Source organism: Pseudomonas sp. WPR_5_2, from assembly GCF_003634475.1.
Lineage (GTDB): Bacteria > Pseudomonadota > Gammaproteobacteria > Pseudomonadales > Pseudomonadaceae > Aquipseudomonas > Aquipseudomonas izuensis.
On the sequence record NZ_RBLA01000006.1, the window covers coordinates 236,222 to 258,768 of the forward strand.

Genomic DNA, 22,547 nt, shown 5'->3' on the forward strand with positions numbered 1-22,547 from the left:
ATGCATTTCCTAGAAAACTGTCAGTGTGTAGAGGGGGCGCGCTGTCGGGCCTGCCATGCGGCGACCAGCAATCCCAGGAGAATGAAACCACCCGGGGCCAGTGTGGCCAGGCGCAGGCCTCCGTCGGTGGTCAGCACCCAGCCCTGCCAGTCCGCTTGCGTCGCAGCCAGCAGCCACGGTAGATGACTACCGAGTGTCCCGTTACCCATGAGCTCGCGCAGCAAGCCCAGGCCCACCATCAATGCGCCGAACAGCCCACACAGGCGCAGGCGATCTCGCCAAGCCCTTTGGAAAAACCCAGCCTGCTCAAGCACGACACATTGCAAGGCGATCAACGCTGTATAGATTCCCGCCTGTTGATGCCATTGCAGTGACCAGACTTGCAGGCCGAGTTCCGCGCAACTGGTCAGCGTCGCGGCCAGCAGCACGCTGGCCAGTAGGTGCGCCCCCGGGAACAGGCGTGAGCGCAATGCATTCATGCCCAGGCCAAATACACTGATCACCACGATGAACATCAACCACAGGCCGAGGGCTGTCACCAGTGAGCCGGTGGCGCCGATGAGCGGTGCGAGCATCAATGAGTTCTGTAACAGCGGTGGTTTACTCATGGGAAGGACTCCCGAGCAGTTGTTGCCGGTGTTCGTCGAAGTAACGCAGCGCATCGTGGGTAGCGTTTATCACGGCTCTTGAGGTGATGGTCGCTCCGGCGATCTGGTCGAATTGTCCCTGATCCTTTTTCAAGGCCCAGCCTTTGTCGTCCGGATCGGTTCGGGACTTGCCGGAAAACATTTGAAGCCAGGCATTGGGCCAATCGGCAATTCGCCCGCCAAGCCCCGGGGTTTCCGCCTGCTTGAGGGTTTTGACGCCAATCAGCCTGCCGTTGAGGTCGATGGCGATCATCAAGTCGATGGCGCCCTCGTAGCCCAGGGTCTGGCTGCGCAGTAGCACGGCATAAGCATTGCCGGCCTTGGTCGCCCGGTAACCTGCCAGCAGTGTGCTGTTGCCCAGTGCCGTGTTTTCAAGCGTGAGCGGTTGTTCCAGCGGCTGATTGTCGTAGCTGTCGGGCGGTAGCAGGTCCAGTAGCTTTCGACTGTCGATCAGGCGCTGCTCAGTCGCGATCCGTGGCGCGCTGCTGTGCTGCACGAGCCAGGTCAAGCCGGTTCCGAGACTGGCCAGTAGTGCCAGGATGGCGACGCTGGAGGCGCGCTTCATGATGCAACTCGCTTTTGTCTGGCCGCGACAAATCGCTCCAGCGCCGGTACACAGAGGTTCATCAACAGCACGGCAAACGCCAGACCGTCCGGATAGCCGCCCCAAGTACGAATCAGATAGGTCAGCAGCCCGACACCCACGCCGAACAGCAGCTTTGCGCCGGGGCTTTTGGCGCCGGATACCGGCTCCGTCACGATGAAGAACGCTCCCAGCATGCTGGCACCGGTGAGCAGATGAAACAACGGTGAGCCATGGGAGTCGGAGCCCGTACCGTTCCAGCACAACAGGCTGATGACGAACAAGCTGGCAAGCATGCCCACCGGTGCATGCCAGCTGAATACCCGTCGTTGCAGCAGAAACACGCCGCCCGCGAGAAAGGCCAGGTTCGCCCATTCCACGCCGCGACCGCCGAAATGGCCAAACGCCGGATTGGTCGAGAACAGTTCGTCCATGGTCAGGCTTTTATTGATCCGCAGGCTGTCCAGTGCTGTGGCGCGGACCCAGGCATCCGGATTTGAACCGAAACCGAATACTTGCTGTACGCCACCCGACAGATCCATGCCGTGGGATGCCGGCCAGTGGGTCATCTGTTGTGGAAACGTCACCATCACCAGGGCGAAACCGAGCATCGCCGGATTGAACGGATTGCTGCCGACACCGCCATAAAGATGCTTGCCGAACAACATGGCGGACGCAGCAGCACTGACCGTCAGCCACCACGGGCAATAGGGCGGCAGGGCCAGGGCCAACAGGGTTGCACTGACCAGGGCGCTGCAGTCGCTCAAGGTTGGCTTGAGGGGGCGCTTGCGCAATTGCAGCACCGCCGCTTCAACGCCCAGCGCACTGGCGCCTGCCAGCATCAGGTTGATCAACACCCCCCAACCGTAGAACCAGAACAACGCCAGCATTCCTGGCAACGTCGCCAACAGAACCCATTTCATGGCCTGCTGCAGGCGCTCATCGACCGATTCAAGGGGCGGCATAGGCATTTACCTGGCGTTCGGCTTCGCTCAGTGCGCGCTCCAGGGCTTCGATCTGCTCGGCGGGCGCTTCGGCGGTCTGGGCTTTTTTGAGTTCGGCGCGGCGCATGGCCAACTGGATCTTCGCCCGATTCAGGTCGGCATTTTTCGCCGGCGCAGCAACGGGCGCCGGCACCGGGACGGACGGCACCGAATTTTCCAGCTGTGCCAAGGCTTGCTCGGCGGCTTCGTACTGCTGTTGCAGGACAATCAATTGCGACTGCTGTTCGAAGGTCGGCGGATGGCCAAACGCCTTGAGTGATTTGGTCAGTTGCGCCCGGCTCATCGCCAGATCGATTTTGGCTTTTTTCAACGCCGCATCGGCGTTGGCGGCTTTTTGTGCGCGGACGCGTTCGAGGGCCGCCTGCACCGGGTCGAGCGTCCCTTCACCGGGCTTGGCAGCGCGTTGCGCACGGGCCTGGCGCTCGGCGGCTTTTTGTTGCTCTTCGCGCTGCAAGCGGGCGTTGCGTTGCTCGAAACGGCGCCGTGCATGATTGCGTTTGGCGGCACGGGCCCGTTGCTCTTCAAGGCTGAACGCCATACCGCCGACAATTGGCAGCACCGTGGCTATCGGCAAGGGATGCATTTCGATGCAGTCCACAGGGCAAGGCGCCACGCAGAGGTCGCAACCGGTGCATTCGTCGATGATCACCGTGTGCATCAGCTTGGCCGCGCCGACGATGGCGTCTACCGGGCAGGCCTGGATGCATTTGGTGCAACCGATGCACTCGGCCTCGCGGATGTAGGCGATCTGCGCCGGAGCCGAGCCTCGGCTGACATCCAGCTCCAGCACTGGCACCTTCAGCAGCTCAGCCAGGGCGTTAATGGTTTCATTGCCGCCCGGCGGGCACTTGTTGATCGGCTCGCCGTTGGCGATGCCTTCAGCGTAGGGCTTGCATCCGGGGTGACCACACTTGCCGCATTGGGTCTGCGGCAAGAGGGCGTCGATGCGTTGAATCAGACTCATGTTTTGATCAGTCCACTGAATCCGAGAAAGGCCACTGCGATCAGACCGGCGCCGATCAGGTCGATCGGCAAGCCGCGAAAGGGCAGGGGAACATCGTTATCACGTGTGCGCTGGCGCAGGTCATTGAACAGACCCAGCACCAGCCAGAAACCCAGCCCGGCCCCCAGGCTCAGGGCTGCGGCAGCAAAGAATCCGTTGTCGCCCTGAATATTGAGAAGCGCCACGCCGAGCACACCCGCGTTGCCCAACAACAGTGGCCAGAGTCCTTCAAAGCACAGCGTCGAAAACACCCGTGACAAACCGTTCAGCAGCGGGGCGATCAGCAGCACGCTCAGGGGAAGGAACACGAACAGGCGCAGCGACGTCAGTTCCAGCGGGATGAGCAACCAATGATAGAGCGTGTAGCCCAGCAGGCCGACGATCAGCATCAGGCAGGTTGTCGCTATGCCCAGGGCATGGACTTGCCGACGCTCGGTGCCCAGCAGCGGATCGACACCCAGCGGCCAATGCAACACGAGGTTGTTGATCAGGGCGGTGCTGATAAGCGTAAGCAGTGTTTCGGTCATGATCGAGCCGACTTTTGTAGGAGCGAGCTTGCTCGCGATGAACCCAAGAGCGCTGCGTTCAAAAAAGCTTAGGCATTATCCGGCAAGGGCGGAGGGTGGGCCAGACATGAAAATCCCACAGTCGCGTCAGGCACGACTGTGGGATCGGTTTGCCGCCGTGCCTTACTTGATCCGCTGACCAGGCTTGGCGCCGCTGTCCGGGCTCAACAGGTAGATCTCTTCACCGCCAGGACCGGCCGCCATCACCATGCCCTCGGAGATACCGAATTTCATTTTGCGAGGCTTGAGGTTGGCGATCATCATGGTCAGCCGACCATTGAGCTTGGACGGGTCCGGATAAGCGCTCTTGATCCCGGAGAAGACGTTGCGTTGCTCGTCACCAATGTCCAGGGTCAGGCGCAGCAGCTTGTCGGCGCCTTCCACGTGTTCGGCCTTGACGATCAGCGCGACGCGCAAATCGACTGCTGCGAAGGTGTCGAACTCGATTTCCGGGGACAACGGATCCTTGGCCAGTTCGCCATTGCCGGCAGGTGCCGCTTCGCCGGTGTCGGTCTGGCTCGCAGTCAGGTCTTCTTTCGAAGCGTCGGTCATGGCCTGCACCTTGACCGGGTCGATCCGGGTCATCAGCGGCTTGAACTCGTTCAGCTGATGGTTGGCGAGCCAGAGGGTGTTGTCGTTCCAGGTCAATGGCGCGACGTTCAGGAACGCTTCGGCATCGGCAGCCAGCAGTGGAAGCACCGGCTTGAGGAAGATTACCAACTGGCGGAACAGATTGACGCCGGTGGCGCAGATGGCCTGGACTTCATCCTGCTTGCCTTCCTGTTTGTTCAACGACCACGGTGCCTTGTCGGCGATCCAGGCGTTGGCGCGGTCGGCGAGGGCCATGATCTCGCGCATGGCGCGGGCGAAGTCGCGGGCTTCATAGGCGTCGGCGATGCCAGGCGCGGCGGCCAGGAAGGCTTCGGTCAGCTCCGGCGCGGCGTTGGTGTCGACCATCACACCGGCGTTGCCCTTATGGATGAAGCCGGCGCAACGGCTGGCGATGTTGACGACTTTGCCCACCAGGTCGGAATTGACCTTCTGCACGAAGTCTTCGAGGTTCAGGTCGAGGTCGTCGACGCCACGGCTCAGCTTGGCCGCGTAGTAGTAGCGCAGGTATTCCGGCGACAGGTGATCCAGGTAGGTCCGGGCCTTGATGAAGGTGCCGCGGGACTTGGACATTTTCTGGCCGTTGACGGTCAGGTAGCCGTGCACGTTGATGCCGGTCGGCTTGCGGTAACCCGCGCCTTCGAGCATCGCTGGCCAGAACAGGGCGTGGAAGTTGACGATGTCCTTGCCGATGAAGTGGTACAGCTCGGCGGTGGAATCCTTGCCCCAGAACGCGTCGAAGTCCAGCTCCGGCGTACGGTTGCACAGGTTCTTGAAGCTCGCCATGTAGCCGATCGGCGCATCCAGCCACACGTAGAAGTATTTGCCCGGCTCATCGGGGATTTCAAAACCGAAGTACGGCGCATCGCGGGAGATGTCCCACTGTTGCAGGCCGGCGTCCAGCCATTCGGCGATCTTGTTGGCGACGGCGTCCTGCAGGGTGCCGCTGCGGGTCCAGGCTTGCAGCATTTCCTGGAAGTCCGGCAACTTGAAGAAGAAATGCTGGGAGTCCTTGAGCACCGGGGTGGCGCCGGAGATCGCCGATTTCGGATCCTTCAGGTCGGTCGGTGCGTAGGTCGCGCCGCATTTTTCGCAGTTGTCGCCGTACTGATCCTCAGTGCCGCATTTCGGGCAAGTGCCCTTGATGAAGCGGTCGGCCAGGAACATTTTCTTTTCCGGGTCGAAATACTGCGTGATCGAGCGCGTGGCGATGTGCCCGGCGTCGCGCAGCTTCAGGTAGATCTGGCTCGACAGCTCACGGTTTTCTTCGGCGTGAGTGGAGTGGAAATTATCGAAGTCCACCAGGAACTCGGCAAAGTCGGCGCTGTGTTCAGCCTGGACGTTGGCGATCAGTTGTTCCGGGGTGATGCCTTCCTTTTCCGCGCGCAGCATGATCGCCGAGCCGTGGGCGTCGTCGGCGCAGACATAAATGCATTGGTTGCCGCGGTGCTTCTGGAAGCGCACCCACATATCGGTCTGGATGTATTCCAGCATATGGCCGAGGTGAATCGAACCATTGGCATAGGGCAGGGCGCTGGTGACGAGGATCTTGCGTGGCTCGGACATGGGGCTCGGCTACTTGATGAAACGGAGGTCGGCCACTATAAAGCGCCGGCACATATTTTTCACCCTGTGAGCCTGTTTCATTGGATGAGTAACGGCTGATCGCCATTTTTTGAGCATCCCGCCGAACGCTCATAACAGGTACGATATCCGCCATCATTCCAAGACCTGTTTTCGGAGTTGCCCATGAGCGCCGTCAATCGCGCAGCGGTGGAAGCCGTCCTTCGCCAATACACCGACCCTTATCTGAACCAGGACCCGGTCAGCGCCGGGTGCGTACGCAACATCGATATTCAGTGCGAGCGCGTCAGCGTTCAGCTCGAACTGGGCTATGCCGCCGGTCTGTTCAAGAGCGGCTGGGCACAAATGCTGCAAATGGCCATCGAAGGCCTGGACGGCGTGACATCTGCCCGCGTCGACATCACCAGCGTGATTGCCGCGCACAAGGCCCAGGCGCAGATTCCGGGCCTGGCCAACGTCAAGAACGTGGTGGCCGTGGCATCGGGCAAGGGCGGTGTGGGCAAATCCACCACCGCCGCCAACCTGGCGTTGGCCCTGGCCCGCGAAGGCGCCAAGGTCGGCATTCTCGACGCCGATATCTACGGTCCGAGCCAGGGCATCATGTTCGGTATCCCCGAACGCACCCGGCCAGAAGTCAAGGACCAGAAATGGTTCGTTCCGCTCAAGTCCCATGGCGTGGAAGTGATGTCGATGGCGTTTCTGACCGACGACAACACACCGATGGTCTGGCGCGGGCCGATGGTCTCCGGTGCCCTGTTGCAACTGGTCACCCAAACGGCGTGGGGCGACCTGGATTACCTGGTGATCGACATGCCGCCAGGCACCGGTGACATCCAGCTGACCCTGGCGCAGAAAGTCCCGGTGGCCGGCGCTGTCATCGTCACTACGCCACAGGACCTGGCCTTGCTCGACGCGCGCAAGGGCGTGGAGATGTTCCGCAAGGTCAACATCCCGGTGCTGGGCGTGGTGGAAAACATGGCCGTGCACATCTGCTCCAATTGCGGACATGCCGAGCATCTGTTCGGTGAGGGCGGCGGGGTGAAACTGGCCAGCCAGTACGGTGTCGAGTTGCTGGCCTCGTTGCCGCTGTCGATGGTCATCCGCGAGCAGGCCGATGGCGGCAAGCCAACGGTGATCGCCGAGCCAGACAGCCCGATTGCGATGGTTTACCAGGAACTCGCCCGTCATGTCGGCGCGCGGATCGTGTTGCAGGAAGCGGCAACGCCGGCGATGCCGAACATCACCATCAGCGACGATTGATGGTCTGAAATGCGATCCATTGTGGGAGCGAGCCTGGTCGCGAAAGCGGTATATCAGTCACCATCGGTGGTGGCTGACCGGGCCTCTTCGCGAGCAGGCTCGCTCCCACATTGGTTTTGTGCCGGGCCTTAAATGCGCAACCCGCCATCCATTTCCAGAATCCGGCCGGTGTAATAGTCGTTCTCGAAAATGTACGCCGCCGAATGGGCAATCTCTTCCGGCTTGCCCATGCGCTTGAGCGGAATCCCGGACGTCATCTTCTCCAGCGCCTCAGGCTTCATGCCCAGCGTCATCTCGGTTTCGATGAAGCCCGGTGCAATGCCCGCCACGCGGATGCCATAGCGCGCCAGTTCCTTGGCCCAGGTCACGGTCGCGGCGGCGACACCGGCCTTCGCGGCGGAGTAGTTGGTCTGGCCGACGTTGCCGGCGCGGGAAATCGACGAGATATTGATGATCGCGCCGCTGTTCTTCAGCTCAACCATTTTTGCAGCGACTTCACGGGTGCACAGGAACACGCCGGTCAGGTTGACGTCGATGACCGCCTGCCACTGAGCCAGGCTCATTTTGGTCATTTCGCCGTCCTTGACCTTGAGCAACAGCCCGTCGCGCAGGATGCCGGCATTGTTGATCAGGCCATGGATCGCGCCGAAGTCTTCAGCGACCCGGGCGACCATGTGGGTCACTTGCTCTTCATCGGCCACGTTGCACAGGTAAGCACGGGCTTCTGCGCCCTTGGCCTGGCAGGCTGCCACGGTGTCATCGAGCTTTTCCTGATTGAGGTCCACCAGCGCCAGCTTCGCGCCCCTGGCGGCGAAATACTCGGCCATGGAACGGCCCAAACCCTGGCAACCGCCCGTGATAATGATTACTTTGTCAGTGAGTTGCATTCGCATGCCCCCGGTAGCAGGTCTGAGTGGTTTCCTTGAAGAGAGCCTCTCGATCTGCACCAGATGTGGCTTGGCTGCACATGAGAACTGCCCCGATGGCATGCTGGAACTATCACCAGCAGCCCGTCCGTTTTTTTGACGGATTCTATTTAAGGAGTCATAAATTGAGCGTTGAAGCAGCTAAGCATGCACGAGAATTGCTTCTCAAGGAATACCGTGGAGTGCTCTCGACGCACTCCAAATCGATGCCAGGATTCCCGTTCGGCTCCGTGGTTCCGTACTGTCTGGACGAGCTGGGCCGGCCGCTGATCCTGATCAGCCGCATCGCCCAGCACACCCACAATTTGCAGAAAGACCCGAAATGCTCGCTGTTCGTGGGCGAGCGTGGGGCGGAAGATGTCCAGGCCGTTGGTCGACTGACCTATCTGGCCGAAGCGCAGCAGCTTGAAGACGAAGCCGCCATCGAAAGCGCTTGCGAACGGTACTACCGCTACTTCCCGGAGTCGCAGGGCTATCACCAGGCCCACGATTTCGACTTCTGGGTGCTCAAGCCTGTACGCCACCGCTACATCGGCGGTTTTGGCGCGATTCATTGGGTCAACGACCTGAACCTGGCCAACCCCTTCGCCGGCAAGGCAGAAGTGAGCATGGTCGAACACATGAATGCCGATCACACCAAGGCCATTGCGCACTACGTCGACCTGGCGGGACTGCCGAACACCACACCAGCACAAATGGTCGGGATCGACTCCGAAGGCATGCATTTGCGCATTGGTCAGGGGATCTACTGGCTACCTTTCCAAGCCCCGTGTAATACGCCGACACAAGTTCGCGAGGCCTTGGTTTTCCTGGCCCACGCCGAACATTGGCCGAAAAATGCAGGGGCCGGCGCTTGAATTCACGAAACGGCGACGTCATCTAAGGTGAACTGGCAAGGCTTTCTTGCGTTGAGGAACCATTTGATGCGCCCTTTTTTGTTGCTCTTTCTGCTGTTTCCGGTGTTGGAGCTGTTCGTATTCGTCAAGGTGGCAGGGGCTATCGGGTTTTTCCCGGCCCTGCTGCTGATCATTCTCGGCTCGATGTTCGGTGTGTTCGTGCTGCGGATCGCCGGCCTGGCCACCGCGTTGCGTGCCCGTGAAAGCCTGAACCGCGGCGAGTTGCCCGCCCAGACCATGCTCGAAGGCCTGATGCTGGCATTGGCCGGTGGCCTGCTGATCCTTCCGGGTTTCATCAGCGACGTGATCGGCCTGATCATGCTGCTGCCGATCAGCCGCCGTCTGCTGGCCAATAAAATGCGCCAGCGCGCCGAGGAACAAGCGATCCGCCAGCGTGCGTTCGCCGATGACCTTCAGTCCCGTGGCGGCCCCGCGCCGCGTGAACCCCTGGGTCGTGAGCCCAATGTGATCGAAGGCGAGTTCGAACATCGCGATACCAAGTAACACCATGACCACACGGCACCTTCGGGTGCCGTGTTCGTTTGGGGGGCATCGGGATGAAAAATTTTCGATCCCCGCTCTTGTAATAAGCTTATGCGCCCTTATGTAACGGTCACCGCAAGGTTTCTGGCGATCACGCCAGACAGACTTCCGCGTCTCGCTCGTCGAGCCGCACCCGGCACCGCCGGACTTTGTTAAACCCGCCGGGACTACACCGGCCGATGAAAACCACAATTAGGAGAGATCGACAATGAAGCTTCGTCCTCTGCATGACCGCGTCGTCATCCGTCGCAGCGAAGAAGAAAAGAAAACCGCTGGCGGTATCGTCCTGCCAGGTTCGGCTGCTGAAAAAGCCAACAGCGGCGAAATCCTCGCTGTAGGCACCGGCCGCGTACTGGAAAACGGTGAAGTGCGTGCACTGTCCGTCAAAGTGGGCGACAAGGTTGTGTTCGGTCCTTACTCCGGCAGCAACACTGTGAAAGTCGACGGCGAAGATCTGCTGGTAATGAGCGAGAACGAAATCCTCGCTGTTATCGAAGGCTGATTCCCCGCTCATTTTCCCGTTACTACAAAGTATTTAAGGAATATCGATCATGGCTGCTAAAGAAGTTAAATTCGGCGATTCCGCCCGCAAGAAAATGCTCACCGGTGTCAACGTCCTGGCTGACGCGGTAAAAGCGACCCTGGGCCCGAAAGGCCGTAACGTGATCATCGAGAAGAGCTTCGGCGCTCCGACCATCACCAAGGACGGCGTTTCCGTAGCCAAGGAAATCGAGCTGAAAGACCGTTTCGAAAACATGGGCGCGCAGCTGGTCAAAGACGTTGCCTCCCGTGCCAACGATGACGCAGGCGACGGTACCACCACCGCTACCGTTCTGGCTCAGTCGATCGTCAACGAAGGCCTGAAAGCCGTCGCTGCCGGCATGAACCCGATGGACCTGAAACGCGGTATCGACAAGGCGACCATCGCCATCGTCAAAGAGTTGAAAGCCCTGTCCAAGCCATGCGCTGACACCAAGGCCATCGCTCAGGTCGGCACCATCTCCGCCAACTCCGACAACTCCATCGGCGACATCATTGCCGAAGCCATGGAAAAAGTCGGTAAAGAAGGCGTGATCACCGTTGAAGAAGGCTCGGGCCTGGAAAACGAACTGTCGGTTGTTGAAGGCATGCAGTTCGACCGTGGCTACCTGTCCCCTTACTTCGTCAACAAGCCAGAGACCATGACTGCCGAGCTGGACGGTCCGCTGATCCTGCTGGTCGACAAGAAGATCTCGAACATCCGCGAAATGCTGCCAGTACTGGAAGCCGTTGCCAAAGCCGGTCGTCCACTGCTGATCGTGGCCGAAGACGTTGAAGGCGAAGCCCTGGCGACTCTGGTTGTGAACAACATGCGTGGCATCGTTAAAGTCGCAGCCGTCAAGGCTCCGGGCTTCGGCGATCGTCGCAAGGCCATGCTGCAGGACATCGCCGTTCTGACCGGCGGTACCGTTATCTCCGAAGAGATCGGCCTGAGCCTGGAAAGCACCACCCTGGAGCACCTGGGCAACGCCAAGCGCGTCACCCTGTCCAAGGAAAACACCATCATCGTTGACGGTGCTGGCGTACAGGGCGACATCGAAGCACGCATCGGTCAGATCCGTGCCCAGGTTGCCGAGACTTCCTCGGACTACGACCGTGAAAAACTGCAAGAGCGCCTGGCCAAGCTGTCCGGTGGCGTTGCAGTGATCAAGGTTGGCGCTGGTTCCGAAGTTGAAATGAAAGAGAAGAAAGCCCGCGTTGAAGACGCCCTGCACGCTACCCGTGCAGCCGTTGAAGAAGGCGTGGTACCTGGCGGCGGCGTGGCACTGGTTCGTGCCCTGCAAGCCATCAGCGAGCTGAAAGGCGACAACGATGACCAGAACGTGGGCATCCAGTTGCTGCGTCGCGCTGTTGAAGCTCCACTGCGCCAGATCGTTGCCAACTCCGGCGACGAGCCAAGCGTTGTTGTCGACAAGGTCAAGCAAGGCGCGGGTAACTTCGGTTACAACGCTGCGACTGGCGAATACGGCGACATGATCGAAATGGGTATCCTGGACCCGGCCAAAGTGACCCGTTCGGCTCTGCAAGCGGCTTCGTCGATTGCCAGCCTGATGATCACCACCGAAGCCATGATCGCCGAGATCAAGGAAGACGCACCAGCTGGCGGCGGCATGCCAGACATGGGCGGTATGGGCGGCATGGGCGGCATGATGTAAGCCAGCCTTATCCCGTACGTAAAAACCCCGCCTGCGAAAGCAGGCGGGGTTTTTTATTGCCCGTATTCCGCGGGCGCCTCGATCCCAGAGTAGGAGCGAGCCTGCTCGCGAAAGCGGAGTGCCTATCAACCTATGCGATGAATGTTAAACCGCCTTCGTCGGAACGCCGCCCGGAGCCAGCCCGCTCCCACATTTTTGACCTGTGTTTCAGGCGTTGACCGGCTGTGCTTTGGCCATTGCTTCGGCTCTGGAAGCGGGGCGGTACAAAATCCAGTAATACGACCCCAGGCAAATCAGCCAGCAAAACACCGCCGTCCACACGTTGTGCGAGAAGAAGTGTGCGCCTTGCATCATCCGGCCGATGGAGAACACCGAACCCAGGGTAAAGGCGAAGACGAGCGCCGCCCTGGCCAGTCGTGGGCGACGATCGCGCAGCACGAAAAACAGCGCAAACAGGGTGAAGCCGGTCGCGGCATGGCCGCCTGGCCAGCAGCGGCCCGGTTTGTCAGAGTGCGGTCGATGGCTCAGCAATTCACTGTAGGTCTCATGGCCGCCGAATTGCTCCAGGCTCCACGGACACTGCACCGCCGTTACCGCTTTCATGGGGGTGACAAAAGACGTCGCCAGGCCCAGGGACAGCACCAGGCAGCCCAGTTCCCGTTTGAATGGCTTGAGCCTGGCCATGAAGAAGGAGCTGACAAAACCGAGGATGGCAAACACCGAGAAGGCGATGACCACTTGCTTGGCGCGGGTATGCAGGACGGTTTCGAGGAAGTAACTGTGCCGCCCGATAAAGCCTCCAGCGGCCGGGTCGTAGAACAGTTTGGCCAGGTCCATATCCAGTGAGGTCAGTTCGAGCAGTACGAGAATAATCGCCACAGCGGCGGGTACGCCCAGGAACACCCAGAAGTTGAGTGGGCGCGGGGCAGGGCGGACAACGGTTGATGACATGGTGGATCCTGAACAAAGGAAAACGCCCCGGGGCATCAGCCCGGGGCGATTCGGTTTTCATTCGCTGACTTTGGCTGTGCCCTCCATGGGCACTTTCCAGCCAAGCAGCTGTTGCTTGAAGCCATAACTGGCTGTTTGGTAGTACGTGATCGCGCGGGCGATCAACGGGTCACTGGAGTCGGAGCGGTACTCACGACTTTCGGTCAAGGCATCATCGTGACGACGCAAGCCCTGGCGGGGGCTCAGGATCGCAAGGTCTTTGCCATCGAACAACCCCAGGTGCTGATAATTACCAACGACCACTCGTGGAGGCAGCGGGTTGTCCTGCAACAGGTTACGCCCAAAGAACGTCGACTGGTAATCCAGGTTCAGCAGGCCCAACAGGGTTGGCGCGAGGTCGATCTGGCTGGCCAGCTGTGCAGTCTCGCGGGCTTCAATCAACTTCGGTGCATAGATGAACAGTGGAATCTGGTAGTTGCTGATTGGCAGGTCTTCCTTGCCCGCACTGCCGGCGGTGTGGTCAGCGACAAACACGAAAATAGTATTATCGAACCACGGTTTCTGACGCGCCTGGGCGAGGAACTGACCAATGGCGTAGTCGGTGTATTTCACCGCACCGTCACGCCCGTTGCCGGACTTGATATCGATCCGATTGTCCGGGTAGGTATAAGGACGGTGGTTGGACGTGGTCATCAATTGCAATAAAAAGGGTTGTTGCTTTGCATGGTCGGCGTCGGCCAGCTTGAGTGTCTGGTTGTAGAGATCCTCATCAGCCATGCCCCAGGCATTTTTGAAATGAATCTCTGACTCTTCGACACTGCTCTGGTCTACCACGCGGTAACCGTTGCCGCTGAAGAAGGCGTTCATATTGTCGAAGTAACCGCGCCCGCCATAGACAAACACGCTGTCGTAACCCACGGCGTTGAGTTGCTGGCCAAGGCTGGCAAAACCACTTTCGCGGCCCACACGCTTGACGATCGAACGTCCCGGCGTGGGCGGTATGGCCAGGGTTATGGCTTCCAGACCCCGATCAGTACGGGTACCGGTGGCGTAGAAATTGTTGAAGTACAGGCTCTGCTTGCGCAAGGCATCCAGATTCGGTGTCAGGTTGCGCTCGTCACCGTTGCTGCCCATGTACTTGGCGCTGAAGCTTTCAATGGTGACCAGAACAATGTTGGGCTTGCGTGGCTGGCCCGGATTGTCGATTTGGCGACGGATGTCTTGCGGGTCTTCGCCGATAAAGCGGGCATTGGGTTCGTTCAGCTCGGCACGAATCTGTTTTGCGACAACGGCCGATGGCAGGGTGCTGTAGAACTGCGGGTAGTCCAGTTCATTGTTACGAAAGGCGGCGAAAAATTGATACGGGCCATTGCTCGCCAATTCATTCTGGTAAGCATTGCCGCCCTGGCTGCGTGGCGCATCCTGGCTGAGCAACTGCAGGCTCAGGCCGGCGGCGATCAACAGGACCAGCGCATTCAACAGACGCCCGCGCAAGGGTGGCAACGGTGCATCGAGCGCGGCATTGAAGGGTTTGCGCAACGCGAAACTCAGCACCACGGCCAGCACGGCGAGAATCGTCAGCAGCGTGCCGATCGGGTACGACTCGAGCAGGTTGTTCAATACTTCGTCGGAATACACCAGGTAGTCGACGGCGATAAAGTTGAAGCGCACGCCGAACTCATCCCAGAAAAGCCATTCGGCCACCGAGGTGAACAGCATTGCAAACAGGCTGACCGTCAGCAGTCCCTGAAGAAACCAGCGATGCCCGCGACGACGCCAGAGGGCCGGTGGGCAAAGCAACAGATAGAGCCCCATGGGGAGCGCCGCGTAGGCAAGGAAGCCCAGGTCGTAGAGCACACCAATGCCGAAGACAGACAGGAAACCACTGCCGGCCTCATCCAGATGAGTCAGGAGTAAAACCGTTCGTGTAAGAAGAAAGATAACCAGCCATGAGCCGGTTACCAACAGCAAAAAGCGCATTGGCGCCGTCTTCAAATAGTCCATTGTCGACATTCCTTATAGCAATCGCGTGTCAGTCTCGACTGACCGCTGTAATCAGGGTGTGATTCGATAGTGAAAAGCTTGTAAAACCGGGCCGTTGGTAGAGCGGATTGATCTCCGCGTGGCCTTCCCCTAGCCGTGAGCCACACTTGGCCTTAAGCTGCGCGGGCCATGACGGCCGTTACTGTATACGGAGCAGATGCCCATGCGAATTTTATTGGTTGAAGACAACCGCGATATCCTGGCCAACCTGGCCGATTACCTGGGGCTCAAAGGTTACACCGTGGATTGTGCGCAGGACGGTTTGTCGGGCCTGCACCTGGCGGCCACCGAGCATTACGATTTGATCGTGCTCGACATCATGCTGCCCGGCATCGACGGCTACACCCTGTGCAAGCGCCTGCGCGAAGATGCCCGGCGTGACACGCCGGTGATCATGCTTACCGCTCGCGATCAGCTGGATGACAGGCTACAGGGTTTCAAGTCCGGTGCCGACGATTACCTGATCAAACCCTTCGCCCTGTCTGAACTGGCGGCTCGGGTCGAGGCAGTCATGCGCCGGACCCAGGGTGGCGGACGCCGCACCTTGCAAGTCGGCGACCTGAACTATGACCTCGACACGCTGGAAGTCACCCGCGAAGGCAAATTGCTCAAGCTCAACCCGGTGGGCCTGAAGCTGCTGGCGGTACTGATGCAGAAAAGTCCCCATGTATTGCGCCGCGAAATACTCGAAGAGGCGCTGTGGGGTGATGACTGCCCGGACAGTGACAGCCTGCGCAGCCACGTCCATCAGTTGCGCCAGGTGATCGACAAACCGTTCGCCAAACCGCTGCTGCACACCGTCCACGGTGTGGGTTATCGCCTGGCCGAGGGGCGCAATGGAGTTTAAACAGAGCCTTGCTCAACGGATCATCATTGCCTTTGCGCTGATGAGCGCACTGGTGGCGGGCGCCTTTGCCATGGGCATTGTGGCGACCGTGCACCTGGTGGAAGAAAAGCTCATTTCCGCAGGTCTGGGCGGTGATTTGCAGCGACTGTTGCTGATGGATAACGTCTCGGACTGGAGCCATCGCCCTGAACCGGACCAGTTATTCTATTTCAGCGGGGGGCGGGGGGATTTTGAGCTGCCCAAGGATTTGCGGAACCTTGATGCGGGTTTTCACGAGGTATTTCGCGAAAATCTGTCGTACCACGCCATTGTCGAAATCGTCGACGGACGGCGCTATGTGCTGTTGCAGGATCAAAGCGATTTCGAAGAGCGTGAACGGGTGCTGTTCGCCGTGGTGCTGGTGGGCTTCGTACTGAGCCTCGCGTTGGCGGTTTTCCTCGGTTGGGTCCTGGCGCGCAAGGTGATGGCACCGGTTGTACGGCTGGCCCGCCAGGTGCGTCATCGCGATCAGTTGCTGGGTCTGGCACCGCCTCTGGCGCCGGATTACGCTGCCGATGAAGTGGGCGAACTGGCGGTGGCCTTCGACGCGACCCTGGGGCGCCTGCGTCAGGCATTGACCCGGGAGCGTTTGTTCACCAGTGACGTCAGCCACGAATTGCGTACACCCTTGATGGTGCTCGCCAGTTCCTGCGAGTTGCTGTTGGAAAACCCGGGTATCGATCAGCGCGGCCGTGCTCAGGTAGAGCGAATCGCCCGCGCCAGTGAAGAAATGCGCGAACTGGTGCAAACCTTCCTGATGCTGGCCCGCGCTCAGCGTGAAGACGCCAGCATGTCGCCGCAACAGACGCTGAGTGAAGCGGCCGGCGGGCTGCTCGGGCTGTGGCGCACACCGATCGAGGAAAAGGGGCTGAAGTTGATTTTTGAGCCAGGCAAACCAGAAAGTACCCGGTACAACGCAACGTTCCTGCACGCGGTCATGGGTAATCTCCTGCGAAACGCACTGCATTACACCGAACAAGGCTTTATCCGCCTGACCTTGTCTGCCAACGGATTCGTGGTCGAGGACAGTGGTGTCGGCATACCTGAGGATAAGCGCGAAGCGATGTTCGAGCCTTTCGTGCGCGGCAACGAAAAACGCGGAGAGGGCCTGGGCCTGGGATTGTCGCTGGTGCAACGAATCTGTGAGAACCAGGGGTGGTGCGTCAGCCTGACCAACATGGAACCCAATGGCTGTCGTTTTGAGGTGGAATTGCAGACATCCAAGGGTCGCTGAGCGGCCTGAAATCGGGCATTTCGGCGCTCGTTGCAATCCTTGATGCCTCGAAACCATTCCAGGTTTTGCATCACGTTTTTTTCACAAGGGCATAACCTGACACTCACATGGCGCTACCTAAGGTGGTCGTTATCAGAAGTGCAGGAGGCCTCGATGAAGCCTGACCCGATCAAGCTTGATTTTTCCGAAAAGTACGCCGATGTGCACACGCAACCATGCCTGCTTGAACATCAGGATGGCGTCAGTCGAAAACTATCCCATTGGCGTTACGAGCAACTGGCGCGAAAAGCACTGATGCTGGCTGGCGAGCCAGGCCTGGTGCTTGATCTGCCATGCGGTGCGGGACGCTTCTGGCCGGTGCTGGCGGAAAAACTCAACCGGGTGATCATCGGCGCCGACAACGGCGAGTCGATGTTGAAGATCGCCATGCAGGCGCAGCCCGCTGACGTGGTAAAACGGGTACAACCCTTGCAGACATCTGCATTCGACATTGCCCTGCCTGATAACGCGGTCGACAGCATTTTTTGCATGCGCTTGCTTCAGCACATCGGTGAAGCCGAGCATCGAATGACCATTCTGCGCGAATTCGAGCGCGTTACCCGTGACAGCGTGATCCTTTCACTGTGGGTGGATGGCAATTTCAAGGCCTGGAAACGCAAGCGCCTGGAGAAAACCCGTGAGCAGGAAGGTTACCAAAATCGATTTGTGTTACCGGCTGCTACGGTAGAGCAGGAGTTTGAGGAGGCGGGTTTCCATATTCAGGAACGTTTGGACTTTTTCCCGCTCTATGCCATGTCGCGGGTTTATGTATTACGCAAGAGGTAACAGGATGGTCGATCTGGAGACATACCGTCAGCGCTTGAGCGCCAGACAAATGGCAGTCCATGACATAACGCCAGTGTTTCGCCACTCGTCGTTCCGCCCGACGAACCGGGGAAAACTCGACTACTTTTATAGGACGGCGTTTGGCAGCGCTATCAAAGGTTTAAAGCAATGAAACTCGAAGTTGCGCGAGGTTTGTTTCTTGTAGGAGCCTTGGCTGTTGCTTCACTGGCGGTGGCTGCGTGGGAGCAACCCCGCACACAAGTTCTTAGTTCAGAGCATGGCGATCATTGCCCATTACCACGGGTCGCCAAGGCTTCGGTGGCTACTCAACCCGATCATGATTTATTGCTGTTCATTTTCGGAATGTCGCAAGGATTGAGGCCGCAAAGTTGAAAAAATTGAAGCCCAAATAAAAGGCCTCGCTGATGCGAGGCCTTTTTTGTTGCCGCTAACTGGAATCTTGCACAAATCACTTTAGGGGCGAGCCTGCAACATAGAATCTCCCACAAGGTTGATCAGTGTTGTTTGGTCTTATCGGGTTTGCCAGCTGGGTGTACACACACGGCAACACAAACAACGTAAACAGCGTACCAATCGACATCCCCGTCGCGATTACCGTGCCGATATCGAACCGACTGACCGCACCAGCGCCCGTGGCGATGATCAACGGCACCATGCCGAACACCATCGCGGCGGTTGTCATCAACACCGGACGCAGACGGATGGACGCGGCTTCCTCCACAGCCTCGCGCGGTGACAGGCCTTTGTCTTTGCGCAACTGGTTGGCAAACTGGACGATCAGGATCCCGTGCTTGCTGATCAGCCCGATGAGTGTCACCAATCCGACCTGGGTGTAGATGTTCATGCTTGACCAGCCGAGAAACAGCGGAAGCAATGCGCCGCAGATCGACAGCGGTACGGTTACCAGAATCACCAGCGGGTCGCGGAAGCTTTCGAACTGGGCAGCCAGCACCAGGAAAATGATTGCCAATGCCAGGGCAAAGGTGACCCACAACGCGCTGCCTTCCTGCACGTATTGGCGCGACGCGCCGGCGTAGTCGAAGGCAAATCCCACCGGCGCTTCTTCCCGGGCGATCTGGCGCACGGTGTCGATGGCTTCCCCCATGCTGACCAGCGGCACCCCGGAAAGAATCGCCGAGTTGAGTTGCTGGAACTGGTTCAATTGCCGCGGCCGGGCCCGGTCGGTCACTGTAATCAGGGTCGACAGGGCCAGCAGTTCACCCTTGGTGTTCCTGACATAGTAATTGTTCAGCCAGTCAGGGTTATCACGATAGGGCCGTTCAACCTGCGCAATGACTTTGTAACTGCGGCCTTCGATGGTGAAGCGGTTGATCTCCGCCTCACCCAGCAAGGTTGCCAGCGTTCCGCCCAGGTCCTGCATCGATACGCCCATCTGTGCCGCCTTGGCTCGATCGATATCCACCACCACTTCGGGTTTGTCGAAGGCCAGGTCGACATCGATGAACGCGAATTTGCCGGACTCCAGCGCGCGTTTTTTCACCCGGTCCACCACTTGCAACAGCAACTCGTAATCGTTGGCGGTATTGACCACGAACTGAAAGGGCAGGCCCTCGCCGGTACCCGGCAACGAAGGCAGGTTGAAGCCGAAAATCTGCAACCCCGCGATGCTTTCCAGCTTGGCTTGAACATCGGGCAGGATCTGCATCTGGGTCCGGCTGCGTTCGTTCCAGGGCTTGAGCAGGAAACCGCCGATACCTGATTGCACACCGTTGAAACCGTTGATCTGGAACGATGAGTAGTATTCGGGAAACGTCTTGAAGATCGAGACGAACTTGTCGGTGTAGGTGTTCAGGTAATCGAGGTTGGTCGGTTGCGGGGCGTTGGCCATCATGAAAATGACGCCCTGGTCCTCATCCGGCGCCAGTTCCGATTTGGTGAACTTGAGCAGTACCGGAATCAGGCACAGCACGATGACGGCAAACACCAACACCACCGGTCGGGTGTTCAGGGTGCCGTGCAGCAGCTGTTGGTAACGGTGCTTGAGGCCTTCGAAAATCAGGTCGAGGCGGTGGGCCAGGCCGGTCGGGTTTTCATCGTGACGCAGCAGGAAGGCGCACATCATCGGCGACAGCGTCAGGGCAACGATACCCGAGATCACCACGGCCCCGGCCAGGGTCAGGGCGAACTCCTTGAACAGTGCCCCGGTCAGCCCTGTCAGGAAACCGATCGGGGCATAAACGGCCGCCAGGGTGATGGTCATCGATACCACCGGCATGGCGATTTCCCGGGCACCTTCAATGGCCGCGTCCAGCGGTGTCTTGCCTTCCTCGATATGACGGTGGATGTTTTCCACCACCACAATGGCGTCGTCCACCACCAGCCCGATGGCCAGCACCATCGCCAGCAGAGTCAGCAGGTTGATCGAATACCCCATCATCTGCATGAAGAACATCACGCCGATCATCGACAGCGGGATGGTGACCACCGGGATCACCACCGACCGCAGTGCACCCAGGAACAGGAACACGACCACGATCACGATCAGCACGGCCTCGAAGAGGGTTTTCACCACTTCGTCGATCGAAGCCTGGATGAACAGCGTGGCGTCATAGGCAATTTCACCCTTGAGGTTCGGCGGCAGCTGGGCCTCAAGATCGGGCATGATCTTGCGCACCTCCCTGATCACGTCCAGCGGGTTGGCACCGGGTGTGGCCTTGATGCCGATATACACCGAGGGCGTACCGCCGAAGGAACTGATGGTGTCGTAGTTTTCCGCCCCCATCTCAACCCGCGCGACGTCACGCAACAGCACACGACTGTCGCCCTCGACCTTGAGCGGGATCGCCGCGAAAGCTTCGGCGGATTTGAGTTCGGTACTGGCGTTGATACTCGTGACCACGTACTCGCCCTTCACTTCGCCGGCAGCGGAGAGGAAGTTGTACTGGCGCACCGCATTGGTCACGTCGCTGGCACTCAGGCCGAAACCGGCGAGTTTCACCGGGTCCAGCCACAGGCGCATCGCAAACACCTGGTTGCCGAGAATTTCGGCTTCGGCCATGCCCGGCAGGGTTGCCAGTTTCGGCTGGATCACCCGCGACAGGTAGTCGGTGATCTGCGGGTTGCTCAATTCCTCACTGAAAAAGCTGATGTACATCAGCGCCGAGGCGTCGGCGGCTTCCTTCTTCAGGACCGGGTCTTCGGCGTCCTGGGGCAACTGGTTCTTGACCTCGTTGGCCTTGGCCAGGAGTTCGGTAAACAATCGGTCGCTATTGGCGCCGATGCGTGCGTAGATCGAGATCACCGAAAAGTTCTGGCGGCTGACCGAGGTCATGTAGTCGATGCCCTCGGCGCTGGCCAGGCTCTGTTGCATCGGCTGGGTAATATAGCCCTGGATGGTTTCGGCGTTGGCCCCGGGGTAGGCGGTGGTCACCGTGATCAGGGCGTTTTCCATTTGCGGGTATTGGCGCAACGGTAACTTGCTCCAGGCCTGGAAGCCCAGCAGCACGATCAGCAGGCTGACCACGGTGGCGAGCACCGGGCGACGGATGAACGGGTCGGTAAAGGCCATTGGGGGTTCCTTGATCAGTCAGCGCGTGGCCGGCTGTTCTTTTCGGACAGCGTCTTGTCGTCGCTGATGGCGATGTGCGCACCGTTGTCCAGTTTGATCTGGCCGGCAGTCACCACCGTTTCGCCGTTCTGCAGGCCTTTGGTGATCATCACCACGCCCGTGCGGCGCTCGCCGGTTTCGACGAAACGTCGCTCGGCGATCAGGACAGGTTGGCCCTTGTCGTCTTTTTCCACGCTACCGTCTTCGGCTTTCTTTTGGACGGCGACATAGACCGAGTTGCCGTAGAGCGTGTAGGTGATCGCGCTTTCAGGCACGACGATGCGCCGCTGCGGGTCGGGCAAAATCACCTGCAGGCTGGCGAACATCCCGGGGAGCAATTTGCCATCGGGGTTGGCCAGGGTTGCGCGGACCTGCACGTTGCGCGTGCTGTTCTCGACTTTCGGGTTGATCGCACTGATGGTGCCGGGGAATTCCTCCGTCGGAAACGCCGCGACGATGATCTGCACCGGCTGGCCAACGGCGATCTTCGGCACCGATTGCTCGGGCACGAAAAAATCGACGTAGAGGCTGCTGAGGTCTTGCAGGGTAGCGATCATGGTGCCGGTGGCCACGTAGTCGCCGACATCGACCTGGCGAATGCCGATGGTCCCGCTGAAGGGCGCGAGGATGCTTTTTTTGCCAAGCGCAGCCTTGAGCTGGTTGACGGTGGCCTTGCTCTTTTTCAATACCGCCGAGAGTCGGTCGAACTCGCCTTTGGAAATGGCCTGGCTGCCCACCAGTTGACTGCCGCGGGTGTAGTCCACCTGGGCCAGCCCGAGGTCGGCGAGGGCGGTTTCGAGCAGGGCACTTTCCACGGCGCTGTCGAGCCGGACGATGGGTTGGCCGGCCTTGACCTTCTGTCCCGACTCGAACTGCACATCGACGACGGTGCCATCGGTCTCCAGGCTCAGATCCACACCTTGCAGTGCCTTGAGGGTGCCAACCGTAGGCAGGCGCGCCTGCCACGGCTGTTCGGTGGCCGTGGCCACGGCGACACTGATCGGTGGTTTCGGCTTGGAGAAGCCTTGGATCATCGTGTAGATGGAGAAGGCTTTGTACCCGGCCAGCACCAGCACGATCAGCAGAACTACCCCCAACATGATCAGCATGCGGCGACGCAGCATATTTCCAGTTCCTTGGAGTAAATCAGGTGAGACAGAGGGGCACATTACCGCGACTGGGAAGGGGAATCCAACTGGCACT

Annotated in this window: 20 protein-coding genes and 1 pseudogene; 10 read left to right on the forward strand and 11 right to left on the reverse strand. The window is 59.4% G+C overall.

Annotation, left to right across the window (positions count from 1 at the left end; all coding sequences use genetic code 11):
* Positions 1-20 precede the first annotated feature (20 nt).
* The 6 genes from BJ917_RS22180 to metG form a co-directional block, all read right to left on the reverse strand.
* Entirely contained in the window at positions 21-608 is a 588-nt protein-coding gene (locus BJ917_RS22180; RefSeq protein ID WP_096509246.1) for an Rnf-Nqr domain containing protein, read from the reverse strand.
* Entirely contained in the window at positions 601-1,212 is a 612-nt protein-coding gene (locus BJ917_RS22185) for an RnfABCDGE type electron transport complex subunit G (RefSeq protein WP_121104543.1), read from the reverse strand. Before BJ917_RS22185 ends, BJ917_RS22180 begins: the two co-directional genes overlap by 8 nt.
* Positions 1,209-2,195, reverse strand: coding sequence for an RnfABCDGE type electron transport complex subunit D (locus tag BJ917_RS22190; protein WP_121104545.1), 987 nt, complete (start codon positions 2,193-2,195; stop codon positions 1,209-1,211). The genes BJ917_RS22185 and BJ917_RS22190 overlap by 4 nt, the downstream gene beginning before the upstream one ends.
* Positions 2,182-3,198 (reverse strand): electron transport complex subunit RsxB, encoded by a 1,017-nt coding sequence (gene rsxB / locus BJ917_RS22195; protein ID WP_096509249.1) that lies wholly within the window; start codon positions 3,196-3,198, stop codon positions 2,182-2,184. Before rsxB ends, BJ917_RS22190 begins: the two co-directional genes overlap by 14 nt.
* Positions 3,195-3,764: an Rnf-Nqr domain containing protein gene (locus BJ917_RS22200; RefSeq protein ID WP_121104548.1), complete on the reverse strand. Its 570-nt coding sequence runs from the start codon at positions 3,762-3,764 to the stop codon at positions 3,195-3,197. Before BJ917_RS22200 ends, rsxB begins: the two co-directional genes overlap by 4 nt.
* 162 nt (positions 3,765-3,926) lie before the next feature.
* Positions 3,927-5,978 (reverse strand): methionine--tRNA ligase, encoded by a 2,052-nt coding sequence (gene metG, locus BJ917_RS22205; RefSeq protein ID WP_096509251.1) that lies wholly within the window; start codon positions 5,976-5,978, stop codon positions 3,927-3,929.
* 183 nt (positions 5,979-6,161) lie between these two features.
* Between metG and apbC the strand changes: the two genes are divergently transcribed.
* Positions 6,162-7,256, forward strand: coding sequence for an iron-sulfur cluster carrier protein ApbC (gene apbC / locus BJ917_RS22210; RefSeq protein ID WP_121104550.1), 1,095 nt, complete (start codon positions 6,162-6,164; stop codon positions 7,254-7,256).
* Positions 7,257-7,384: 128 nt separating this feature from the next.
* On the opposite strand, the gene BJ917_RS22215 is transcribed toward apbC, so the two are convergent.
* A complete protein-coding gene (locus BJ917_RS22215; protein WP_096509253.1) occupies positions 7,385-8,143 on the reverse strand; it encodes an SDR family oxidoreductase in 759 nt (252 codons plus the stop codon).
* A gap of 164 nt (positions 8,144-8,307) precedes the next feature.
* On the opposite strand from BJ917_RS22215, the gene BJ917_RS22220 reads away from it, so the two are divergent.
* The 4 genes from BJ917_RS22220 (at position 8,308) to groL (ending at position 11,816) form a co-directional block, all read left to right on the forward strand.
* Positions 8,308-9,039 (forward strand): HugZ family protein, encoded by a 732-nt coding sequence (locus tag BJ917_RS22220; protein ID WP_121104552.1) that lies wholly within the window; start codon positions 8,308-8,310, stop codon positions 9,037-9,039.
* A gap of 66 nt (positions 9,040-9,105) precedes the next feature.
* Positions 9,106-9,582 (forward strand): FxsA family protein, encoded by a 477-nt coding sequence (locus BJ917_RS22225; RefSeq protein WP_121104554.1) that lies wholly within the window; start codon positions 9,106-9,108, stop codon positions 9,580-9,582.
* A gap of 247 nt (positions 9,583-9,829) precedes the next feature.
* Entirely contained in the window at positions 9,830-10,123 is a 294-nt protein-coding gene (locus BJ917_RS22230; protein ID WP_007985847.1) for a co-chaperone GroES, read from the forward strand.
* A 49-nt stretch (positions 10,124-10,172) separates the two neighbouring features.
* Entirely contained in the window at positions 10,173-11,816 is a 1,644-nt protein-coding gene (gene groL / locus BJ917_RS22235) for a chaperonin GroEL (RefSeq protein ID WP_096509256.1), read from the forward strand.
* A gap of 207 nt (positions 11,817-12,023) precedes the next feature.
* Here the strand turns inward: groL and BJ917_RS22240 are convergent, their stop codons facing one another.
* Both BJ917_RS22240 and BJ917_RS22245 read right to left on the reverse strand, forming a co-directional pair.
* Positions 12,024-12,767: a phosphatase PAP2 family protein gene (locus tag BJ917_RS22240; RefSeq protein WP_096509257.1), complete on the reverse strand. Its 744-nt coding sequence runs from the start codon at positions 12,765-12,767 to the stop codon at positions 12,024-12,026.
* A 57-nt stretch (positions 12,768-12,824) separates the two neighbouring features.
* A complete protein-coding gene (locus BJ917_RS22245) occupies positions 12,825-14,771 on the reverse strand; it encodes an LTA synthase family protein (RefSeq protein ID WP_121104556.1) in 1,947 nt (648 codons plus the stop codon).
* A 202-nt stretch (positions 14,772-14,973) separates the two neighbouring features.
* Between BJ917_RS22245 and colR the strand changes: the two genes are divergently transcribed.
* The 5 genes and pseudogenes from colR (at position 14,974) to BJ917_RS22265 (ending at position 18,148) form a co-directional block, all read left to right on the forward strand.
* Positions 14,974-15,657, forward strand: coding sequence for a two-component system response regulator ColR (gene colR, locus BJ917_RS22250; protein WP_096509259.1), 684 nt, complete (start codon positions 14,974-14,976; stop codon positions 15,655-15,657).
* On the forward strand, positions 15,647-16,930 hold the full coding sequence (locus BJ917_RS22255) for a HAMP domain-containing sensor histidine kinase (protein ID WP_121104558.1): 1,284 nt from the start codon (positions 15,647-15,649) through the stop codon (positions 16,928-16,930). The genes colR and BJ917_RS22255 overlap by 11 nt, the downstream gene beginning before the upstream one ends.
* A gap of 153 nt (positions 16,931-17,083) precedes the next feature.
* Positions 17,084-17,755, forward strand: a complete 672-nt coding sequence (locus BJ917_RS22260) for a class I SAM-dependent methyltransferase (protein ID WP_121104560.1) — start codon at positions 17,084-17,086, stop codon at positions 17,753-17,755.
* Positions 17,756-17,759: 4 nt separating this feature from the next.
* A pseudogene (locus BJ917_RS32385) lies at positions 17,760-17,927 on the forward strand (InaA protein); the annotation flags it as partial.
* Complete coding sequence (locus BJ917_RS22265) at positions 17,924-18,148, forward strand: hypothetical protein (RefSeq protein WP_121104562.1); 225 nt, start codon at positions 17,924-17,926, stop codon at positions 18,146-18,148. The pseudogene BJ917_RS32385 and the gene BJ917_RS22265, both read left to right, overlap by 4 nt.
* A 76-nt stretch (positions 18,149-18,224) precedes the next feature.
* Here the strand turns inward: BJ917_RS22265 and BJ917_RS22270 are convergent, their stop codons facing one another.
* Positions 18,225-21,305, reverse strand: a complete 3,081-nt coding sequence (locus tag BJ917_RS22270) for a multidrug efflux RND transporter permease subunit (protein ID WP_121104564.1) — start codon at positions 21,303-21,305, stop codon at positions 18,225-18,227.
* Between the two features lie 14 nt (positions 21,306-21,319).
* The gene (locus BJ917_RS22275) at positions 21,320-22,468 is read right to left on the reverse strand and encodes an efflux RND transporter periplasmic adaptor subunit (protein WP_096509264.1); all 1,149 of its coding nucleotides are present in this window, start codon (positions 22,466-22,468) and stop codon (positions 21,320-21,322) included.
* Positions 22,469-22,547: the final 79 nt, after the last annotated feature.